The 8,637-nt window shown below is 59.0% G+C and carries 7 protein-coding genes and 1 pseudogene; 6 read left to right on the plus strand and 2 right to left on the minus strand.

Annotated features, from left to right (window positions below; all coding sequences use genetic code 11):
- A pseudogene (locus L0963_RS19200) lies at nucleotides 1–656 on the plus strand (hypothetical protein); the annotation flags it as partial.
- A 303-nt stretch (nucleotides 657–959) separates the two neighbouring features.
- Here L0963_RS19200 and L0963_RS19205 read toward each other — a convergent pair.
- Nucleotides 960–1,310, minus strand: coding sequence for a hypothetical protein (locus L0963_RS19205; protein ID WP_234181328.1), 351 nt, complete (start codon nucleotides 1,308–1,310; stop codon nucleotides 960–962).
- Between L0963_RS19205 and L0963_RS19210 the strand changes: the two genes are divergently transcribed.
- The 4 genes from L0963_RS19210 to L0963_RS19225 all read left to right on the plus strand — a co-directional run bounded on the left by L0963_RS19210 (nucleotide 1,309) and on the right by L0963_RS19225 (nucleotide 4,770).
- Complete coding sequence (locus L0963_RS19210) at nucleotides 1,309–2,151, plus strand: DNA N-6-adenine-methyltransferase (protein WP_234181330.1); 843 nt, start codon at nucleotides 1,309–1,311, stop codon at nucleotides 2,149–2,151. The two genes, L0963_RS19205 and L0963_RS19210, sit on opposite strands and share 2 nt — an antisense overlap.
- A gap of 495 nt (nucleotides 2,152–2,646) precedes the next feature.
- Nucleotides 2,647–3,411 (plus strand): hypothetical protein, encoded by a 765-nt coding sequence (locus L0963_RS19215; protein ID WP_234181332.1) that lies wholly within the window; start codon nucleotides 2,647–2,649, stop codon nucleotides 3,409–3,411.
- 280 nt (nucleotides 3,412–3,691) lie between these two features.
- Nucleotides 3,692–4,336 (plus strand): MobA/MobL family protein, encoded by a 645-nt coding sequence (locus L0963_RS19220; protein WP_234181333.1) that lies wholly within the window; start codon nucleotides 3,692–3,694, stop codon nucleotides 4,334–4,336.
- Between the two features lie 161 nt (nucleotides 4,337–4,497).
- A complete protein-coding gene (locus L0963_RS19225; RefSeq protein WP_234181335.1) occupies nucleotides 4,498–4,770 on the plus strand; it encodes a hypothetical protein in 273 nt (90 codons plus the stop codon).
- 186 nt (nucleotides 4,771–4,956) lie between these two features.
- On the opposite strand, the gene L0963_RS19230 is transcribed toward L0963_RS19225, so the two are convergent.
- On the minus strand, nucleotides 4,957–5,442 hold the full coding sequence (locus L0963_RS19230) for a hypothetical protein (protein WP_234181336.1): 486 nt from the start codon (nucleotides 5,440–5,442) through the stop codon (nucleotides 4,957–4,959).
- Nucleotides 5,443–7,077: 1,635 nt separating this feature from the next.
- Here L0963_RS19230 and L0963_RS19235 point away from each other — a divergent pair.
- Complete coding sequence (locus tag L0963_RS19235; RefSeq protein WP_234181338.1) at nucleotides 7,078–8,433, plus strand: tyrosine-type recombinase/integrase; 1,356 nt, start codon at nucleotides 7,078–7,080, stop codon at nucleotides 8,431–8,433.
- Nucleotides 8,434–8,637 lie beyond the last annotated feature (204 nt).

An 8,637-nucleotide genomic window follows, 5' to 3' on the forward strand; every position in this document is an offset into this window, starting at 1 on the left:
CGGCGCGCCGGCCAACGGCTTGGGACGTGGAGCAGAAGCGACGGGCATCTTGGCTTGATCGACCTGCCACGCACGTCGCGCCGGTGCCTGCCGAATTAATGGACGCCCACCAAGGTGCCGATCCTGCCGTGCTGTGGCGCCGTGCGCCTGTCCCTTTCCTGTTCGCGCGGCGTGCGGATGCCGAGGCACCGGACACGGTGGAGACGCTGCGCGACGCCCTCGGGTCTCGCGCCGAGTGGCTGGCACTGCCCGACTTACGCGCCCGCACCCGCGCCGCCTGGTTCGTCCAACAGGAGACGCGGAGCGATATCCTGCATGATCTTATGGTCGATTCCGGCTTGCGGCCAGCCGCGCCGCTGCGGGCAAACGAAGCGGACCGGTTGCTGCACATGGGCGATCCGCTGCTCGACGAAGAGTGGCTGCTGATCAAGCGCGGTTCGGTGCGGTTCGATCCGCCGAAGGCGGCGGACCGGTTGAAGCGCGCGTTGGCATCGGCTCGATCCAGCGAGGATATGGCGGCTGCCGCGGCGATCATGGCGTTCGGGATCAAGCGGCGAACAGCGAAACAAAATGCGAAACGGTCGAAGCCATCTAAGGGCCGTCATCCCTACGATCGCGGGCTGCCCGGCCGAGAGCCCAGCGGGCGCGGACGCTGAAGGCCTCATTGTCAGGAAATCATGCTCCTTGTATCGACTCTCACCCCCAAGACGACGCGAACACAGTCGCGCGTTCTCGTAATTCTGTTTGGCCGAGATGGCGCGCTCGCACAGAGGATTCCGATTACCCAGAGAAACTTCGCAGCTATATTAAAGATTTATTCATCTTTAGGGTCTATATGCCCGGCACAGTTGCGAACATGCGGCGGGGATAGCATCCCAAGTCGGTGACCTATGAATTTGTGATTCGCGCCAATTTTCGAGCTCCGCATCTGCTGATGCGGGCTTGAATGGCGTTCGAGGTCATGAATGAACCAGCCTAAACATTGCTGCCAAGCAGCCATGGCTTCGCTCGCCGAGCGAGGAAACCATAGCCATGGGAAATGCACAGAACACAAAGCCGTCGAATAAATTATCCCTTACATCCCCCGCACTCCCCCGCGGTTCGGATGTCTGGGCAAACGCTTCTCCTTCCGGGCTGTCAGCGGCAAAATTGCCGTTCGGCGGCAAATCGTCGAATTGCATCGGTTCGAAGGTTAGTAGCGGTTCGGCCGGATCGTCAGTCCGCCCGGAGCCTGGAGGCGAAAGTTGTGCTAACCTAATTGTTGAATTGCGCGAAGCGCGCGTATCAAAGGGTTGGTCGCGAAAGGTCATGGCCAAGCATGTCGGAGTGTCGCCCCAGACAATTACGCGGCTCGAAAAGGGTGTCGGCACCGTGTCAACGCTTGTGGCGGTAATGGACTCAACCAATTTCATGCTGACAGGTCTGAGTGCCGGTAAGACGCTGTTCGAAAAGCTCCGCAACACCCGTATCAAACATGGAAAGTCGCTGGAGAATTTGGTTAGGCGAACCGGACTGTCGCACACGGCCATCCTCGACCTCGAAAATGGTGCGGGATCAGTTGAAGACTTGCTGCGCCTGCTGGCAGCGCTTGCGCCGAGAGCTCGGCGTCAAGCTCCCGCTCGAGCGTATTGGGCGCTGGGTCAGAAGGAAGATCGTGATTCCCGCTTCACCCCGCCAGATTTCATGGACAATATTTATAAAGCGTTTGGCGAAATAGATCTCGATCCATGCGCTCACGAACTCAGCCCTGTCCTGGCGCGCCGTAAGATATTGGCCAGTAGGGGCGGCGACGGACTTAGCCAGACATGGTCAGGGCGTCTCGCTTTCGTCAATCCGCCGTACTCATGTGCCCTGCAGTGGCTACGGCGAGCTCATGAGCAATGGTCAGCTGGCCACGTTGCCACCGTTGTGTGCCTCGTTCCGGTCAGAACAGATTCGGCATTTTTCCACGAGGTTTTGAGCTTGGACGCCGATATCTTCTTTCTTAAAGGGCGCGTCAAATTCCTGAAACCGGACGGGGCGGCGCAGCAAACGCCCTTCAGCCTTATGGTGTTAACCCTTGGAGCAAACGCAGAACAGCGAGCTCGCTTTGCGCAATTAGCAGCCGGATTCTGGTCGCGAAGGCGTCAGCCAAATGACACTGACCTCTAGCGGGAAGGCGTAAACCTCGAAACGGAGCTTAAACCCGGCGAGGGTCTCGATAACGTGCGGTATGCCGCCATCGATACCCTCGCCGGGTCGCATGCGCTGATGATGGGGTTTCTTGTAGAGCTCGCGTTCTTGAGCAAGTGAACGGGGGCGCTGCGTTCGGGGCAGTCTCGCTCAGTCTGAGCCCATTGGCTCCTAGGCTCTAACGACCAAAATAGTCGAAGTGGCGTTCCCAGTTCGCTGTTGGGAAGCGGGCGGCGAGTTCAACGGGCTTAGAATTGATTGTCTAAGTGTCAGAAAGGCCTGCTGCTCAAAATCAAAATCACCCATTCGGTGAAACCGCAGAACGGCCTCGCATGTCCGCCGGATGGAAAAGCGGGACGCGGCTGCGCGCCCGCCAAGCGGTGGAGACGCTGACGCGGGAAGCGAGGAACAGGGTGAAAGGAAAAGAGGCAGGAGTTCTGTCTCGGATCCCTGATCCTCCGAAAGGAGAATATCGTGAACGAGTATCAACTTCCCAAATGCCTGCAGGTGATCGGTCTGGCATGCATTCCCGTCAACGACATACCAGACCAGCATCCGGCGCTGGCACGCAGGCCGGTTGCGGCGGCGGTCCTGACGATGGTCGATCAAGATGATGGTCATCGCTGGATCAACACGATCTGCGTCTCCGACGCGCGCAAGTCGGAAATCCCATTGCCGCACTTGCTCGACAAGACACTGTTGCCCGGCGTGGTCCAGATCGCGTCCATGGCCGATCGCATGACGCTGGCGATGGACGCGATGAGCCGGCGCTTCTTCGTCGAGCCGGCTCTTGCAGAACTCTGCTTTGGCGAGACGGCTATCGATCCCGCCGCGATGGGTGACCATGGGTTCGATGAGCGAACAGCGTGCCGTCGTTTCTCGATCCCGATGCCCGAGATCGGCGATGCGGACATCGAGCTTGCCTGGTCGCGCTCGGCGCCTGCGGCAGCCGAAGACCATGCGCTGCGCGTCGCGACCGCACGCTTGATGCTGTGGGCGCATGTCGAGGCGTTCCGCATCGCGCGACCGGAACCCTTCTTCGAGATCATGCTGGCCCTGCGCGACTGGATCGATGCCAGCGAGTATCTCAAGGCCGCGCTCGCCGATATCGGGAACTCACGCCCAATCCGCCGTGCAGACTCTTTCGCGCATCATTATCGCGACTATCGACAACGCCTTGCTGCGGGCGACGAAACCGCGAGATGGGTCAGCTTCGAGGACGGCCTGTTCCACGCCTGAGCGCGCCTAACGCGTAAACTCACTATCGATGAAAAAATGGCCTCGCTGCTCGGGTCGCGCGAGCAGCGAGGCCTGCGAGCGTGCATATGCACAACGCTTCGCATGCGACGGGCCGCTGTCATGCCCGTCAGGGCACGGTCTAGCGACCAGCTTTAAATATCCGGTGAATCGACGTCCAGCAGCCACTGCGGCGCCGTCTCTCCGTCCCACCATCAAACCCAAATCAGCAAGCGGACCGCTGCGATGCGGTCCCTTTGTCCTTTGTAGAAAGACGTACCAAATGACGACCATCCATAACATCCGCCCGTTCAACACTCGATATGTAATCCGGGAACGCTCAAGCCGCTACACGCCCGAACTCTTGCGCACGCACCGCACGGCGCAGGCGAGCTATGCCTACATCAACCGCCAGAATAGCGTTGATGAATGGGGTCCGACGCCGAACTGGGCGTCGCGCTCCGACCTTGCGGCGGCGGGCCGATGTGCTCCTGCCCGCGCCGCCGGACCCAAGCTGTCGGGGATCGCGCTCTGGGCACAAGCGGACGAGAATGCGCTCCGGTATCGGCCCGACGAGCCGACAATCGCGCATTGCGTTGGCAGCTTGCCGCGCCATGAGGACCTCGCCTTCTGGCGCAATCTGATCGAAGGCTTTGCCGAGGATTATCTCGTGGCCCGCGGCATGGTTGTAGACTGGGCGATCCATCATCAAGCGGAAGGCGACGATCAGCCCGAAATTGCGCCGCACGTCCATCTCCTCATCACCTTGCGAGGATATGACCCCGAGCACCGCGATTACGGCAAGGTCCGGCAGAACTGGCTGCGGACGGACAACTCTCGCAAGCGCCTGGCCGAGCGTTGGTGGGACCGTACCGGAATCGTCCCGCCCGAATATGTCATGGCAGCGACAGCGCAAAAATCCCGCTGAGATCGTGTCGGCACCGAGCACCGGTAACGCCCGGTGCCGACCACCCTGAATATCGCATTGCCTGTTCTGGCTTCTGAAGGAGCGGATAGCGAGGCCTTCAAGCCAGAACAGGAGAGAAATTGAGCGGAGAGGGTGATCTGAAGATCGGAGGAGAAAATAGAATGTTTATCGTTGAACTAACTGCTGTAGTCATTGCCGCGTATGTCACGGCCCTCGTTATGCGCGAAATGCCGCGCCTGTTTGCATTGCTCATCGTCCGGATCGCCGACCGGCTGTCGGCAGCTAGGCACACTCAGATCGTGGAAGCGGTTAGCGGTCGCCAAGTCCCAGCGAATTGGACCGCGGCGTCGGAAGATCGGAAGTTGTTGCGCGCCGGCATGCGCTCGACGATGCGTATGGCGACGTTTCGTTCGCTCTATCCGACTAATCGCTAAGGGAATCTGCTGAGCCCAGGCGTCGGCAATCGAATTGCCGACGCCTGGGCCAGCCGGATATGTCATTATGCGAGCCCCATATCAGGGGTTCATCAGATGGCAGGTGTTCGCTCGCGCCATGATACTTATTTCGTCTCCAATCGGGAGCGCGGCCTTGCCAGCGACCTCTCGTTGCGCCCAGGGAGATCAATGAACCCTGACATAAGGATTGGGATCGCATGCCATGATCTGCGGCATCAGTGACAGGATCTTACGCGCCATTTTGATCCGATCAGCCCGATGGTCCAACGGGATTTCCAATACCCGACAAAGTGCCGCATCGTGATAAGCGAAGCCGAAATCCGCGCCCTTGGGAACTATCAGAGCCGGTCCTTCCCTGGAAAGAACCCATACCGAGCATCGAGGCCACGTCTTCACTTTACCGTCATAGGTCTCATAAACCGCGATATTGGCGGGTCCACGGCGTTCCTTCCCGGGCTTGAAGGCAAGCACAATCAGGTCTTTGTTGGCTTCTTTTACCGCCTGCTCAAAACCATGCTCATTCCCTGCTTCAGCAACAGTGAATGCAGCCTCTCTGAAAGGGATCCCGTCTACTTCTCGTCTAAGGGTTATCATCCTGCCGAGACAAATCAGGAAATCCATCGCAATTTCTCGATTAAAACTGGTCTTCATTCTCATTCTCCTTGGAGCTAATGTTCAAAGCTCGTCGGACGAGATTATTCCGCCGACCCTGAGTTATAGGATCGTCGAAAGCTGCTCCCAAGCTACTCAGAATTTTTTTTTCATTTATTCGAATTTCGATAGATCTGGGCGCAACGTAATGGGCGCCCGACCGCACCAAGGTTGACCCCACTTAGATTCTGGGATCATCATCGCGGCGCTGCTGCCTAGGTGAATGGACGTGCTTGGTCGTTGCTAAGGTAAGTTGGCGCCGCTGATTGAGGTGCAGTCGCCGCACAGGCAGCCGTTTGTTTAAGGATTAACCTAGTGGACGCGGAGCGATGGGCGATCTCTGTGGTAGGACAGGGCGTGCGAGGCGGGGTAGCTACGGGGAAAATGCCTTCATTCGAGCGAGATCAGGCGACGTGCCACGTCCGAATTACGGCTACCGCACGGCTGTCACAGCGCGCAGCAAAAGACCCTGAGCGCCTGCATGGGAACGCCGCACCGATGTTCTATTGCGGTTGGTCTGTGATGCCACTAACTGTAGCCAGTGAGTGTAGCCAGTCGCAACTGGTGCCACGCGAAATTGGCCGAAAACAGGGCTTTTTGGGGTGCAGCTTTTCCTTAGGTGAGGTTCCTGCCGCCCCAGCCAGCCGGTGCAGCTTTTCAACTATCTGAAAATAAAAACGAATCTCTGCGTATCAAATACGGAGGCCACACCCCGTGGCACCTCGCCGTGGCCCCTGTGAAACTACGATGAATCTATACAGGCGCGATTGCAAGTTATGATTTGAGCGAGCCGCTTGACTGCGGCGGTCGCCGGTCTGTATCTGTCGCGGCCACAAGTTAAGTAGACCGACATCGGCTAAGGCGCCTTGGCAGCTAGGCAGAACCGTGCAGTCTCAAACGCCAATGTGCGGATAATGTCGCGCCGACCGCGCGCTCTACCGTGGTGACCCCTACGGGAGGGGTCGGATGGGCGAGAAGCCCACGGTTTTCCGTCATTTTCTGCGGGGTGAAACCACGCATGTGTACTCAGTGAGTGTACTCACGATTGCGAGCACGCTACCGCGATAGCCGTTGGTGAGGTGATCTGTAAAGGCGGTTTTGCGCCTGCAGGGTACCACTCGTGAAGCGTTTGTCGGCCCCTAGAAGCGGTCGTAAATTGATCGACGGCAATCTGGTTTTTCAACGTAGGGCTCAGTTTGTATTGGGGGCCGTTGTACCTCATCCGTTACCGGTCCAAACGGTGAACATTCCGACTACACGTACGAAACTTACCGCCGGACTGATGCACGCTATACTGACCGCGGCCATTTGAGCGATAAGCTAGAGCACACAGGTGTGCGAGAGCCGAGCGGTGCAGACTTTGGTTGATTTCACTCGCAACCAATGGCGCGACACGCGGAATCATAATCCGCGTGTCGGGGGTTCGAGTCCCTCCTCCGCTACCAAGACCCAATTTCCACAAAAGTTCGTCACCGTCCGCCGACGTCTTTTTTCGCAATAAAATCAAATATTTCCGGCGTCCTCCGCGGGCCGATTGCGTCCGTTCGCGACCGTCTGAATCCGCCTGCAGCGATTTGATTTTTGCGAAAAATGGGGGCTAGATTCACCCTGTATCAACTACAGGCTAGCCCCCAAATGCCGCTGACCGATCTCGAGATCAAATATGCGACTCTTCGCAAACGCCCCTACAAGCTGTTCGACGGCCAGGGCCTTTACCTGCTCGTACAACCGGGCGGCACGAAGCTTTGGCGTCTGAAATATCATTTCGAGGGCAAGGAGAAGGTGCTCAATTTCGGGAAATACCCCGAGGTTGCCGCCGCCGTCGCAAGGCAGAAAAGAAAAGACGCAAGGGCCGCGCTCAAGGAAGGCGTCGATCCGGCGGTCTCGCTTGCCCATCCTGACGCACCGACGACATTCGCGCCCATCGCACGCGCATGGCACGCCAATCGTGCCGAAAGCCTCGATGCCGCCCATGCCAGCCGCGTTCTCAGGCGGATGGAGCGAGACGCCTTTCCGGCTCTGGGCGCGCGGCCGATCGATGAGATCGATGCACCGGAGGTTCTGGACGTGATCCGTGCGGTCGAGGCGCGGGGCGCCCTCGATATCAGCCGGCGGCTCAAGCAGGGCATCAGCCAGGTGTTCCGGTTCGCCATCGCTAGCGGCTGGGCGACGACCGATCCGACGCTCAGTCTCAACGATGCGCTGAGGCCCAAGCCCAAAGTCCGGCACCGGGCGAGGGTATCGCTCGCCGAGCTTCCCGGGCTGGTGACTGCGATCCGGAACTATGATGGCGAGGCGGATAGCCGCCGGCGCGAGACGACGCGCGATGCCATGCTGTTCACTTTGCTGACCTGGGCACGGACGAGCGAAACGCGCTTTTGCGAGTGGGACGAGTTTGAGGATCTTGGAAGCGAGAACGCGCTGTGGCGCATTTCGCCCGAGCGCATGAAGATGGAGCGCGAACATCTGGTGCCGCTATCCTCGCAAGTCTCCGAGATGTTGCTGCGCCGCAAGCGCGCGTCCAACGATCGGTTTGTATTTCCCGGTGAGAAGCCCGGCCAGCCTATCTCGGAAAACACGATGATCTATGCATGCTATCGCATGGGCTATCTCGGGAAGCAGACAGTTCACGGATTCCGGGGACTTGGATCGACATGGGCCAATGAAGCCGAATGCTATCGGCCTGACTGGGTCGAAATGGCGCTCGCTCATGTTGATGAGGACGAGGTTCGCGGTGCCTATAACAGCGCCCTCTACCTCACGCCGCGCCGCCGAATGCTGCAGGATTGGGCGGACCATCTCCTCGGCTCATCCCGGCTTGGCGAGGCGGCGCCGGATGCGGAAACTACGCCGAGGGCGCTGGCCGACCCGATCGTTCGAACACCGCGGACACTTGGCTCGCCAGGTTTTCCTTCCGCGCGGGAGCGCCTCCCATATTGGCAGCGATCAGATCGGCGATCGTTCCCGTCAAAGGGCGGCCTCGGGTCGTAAAGCCCCTGCCAGGCTTTGTGTCTCCGACTCGTTTATGGATGAATTTCTATGCTCAGCTCTCTCGTAGTTGGCAGGCGACGCTTGGGTCGCGTCCGTCAAGGTGGTGTAATTTCGGCTGTGGCCGTGGGCCATCGTCAGGCGGCTTTGGCGGTGATGTGTAGGGGCTGATTTTCCTCCTCGATCATGGGTTGGTTGAGTTCGGCC

This window comes from Sphingopyxis sp. NFH-91, from assembly GCF_021401285.1.
Taxonomy (GTDB): domain Bacteria; phylum Pseudomonadota; class Alphaproteobacteria; order Sphingomonadales; family Sphingomonadaceae; genus Sphingopyxis; species Sphingopyxis terrae_A.

Excerpts from the sequence above, each read along its gene's own strand:
- L0963_RS19205 (WP_234181328.1), bottom strand. The coding sequence starts at position 1,310 with ATGACCTTTCGCGACCAACCCTTTGATACGCGCGCTTCGCGCAATTCA.
- L0963_RS19230 (WP_234181336.1), bottom strand. The coding sequence starts at position 5,442 with ATGAAGACCAGTTTTAATCGAGAAATTGCGATGGATTTCCTGATTTGT.
- L0963_RS19225 (WP_234181335.1), top strand. The coding sequence starts at position 4,498 with ATGTTTATCGTTGAACTAACTGCTGTAGTCATTGCCGCGTATGTCACG.
- L0963_RS19220 (WP_234181333.1), top strand. The coding sequence starts at position 3,692 with ATGACGACCATCCATAACATCCGCCCGTTCAACACTCGATATGTAATC.
- L0963_RS19235 (WP_234181338.1), top strand. The coding sequence starts at position 7,078 with ATGCCGCTGACCGATCTCGAGATCAAATATGCGACTCTTCGCAAACGC.
- L0963_RS19210 (WP_234181330.1), top strand. The coding sequence starts at position 1,309 with ATGGCCAAGCATGTCGGAGTGTCGCCCCAGACAATTACGCGGCTCGAA.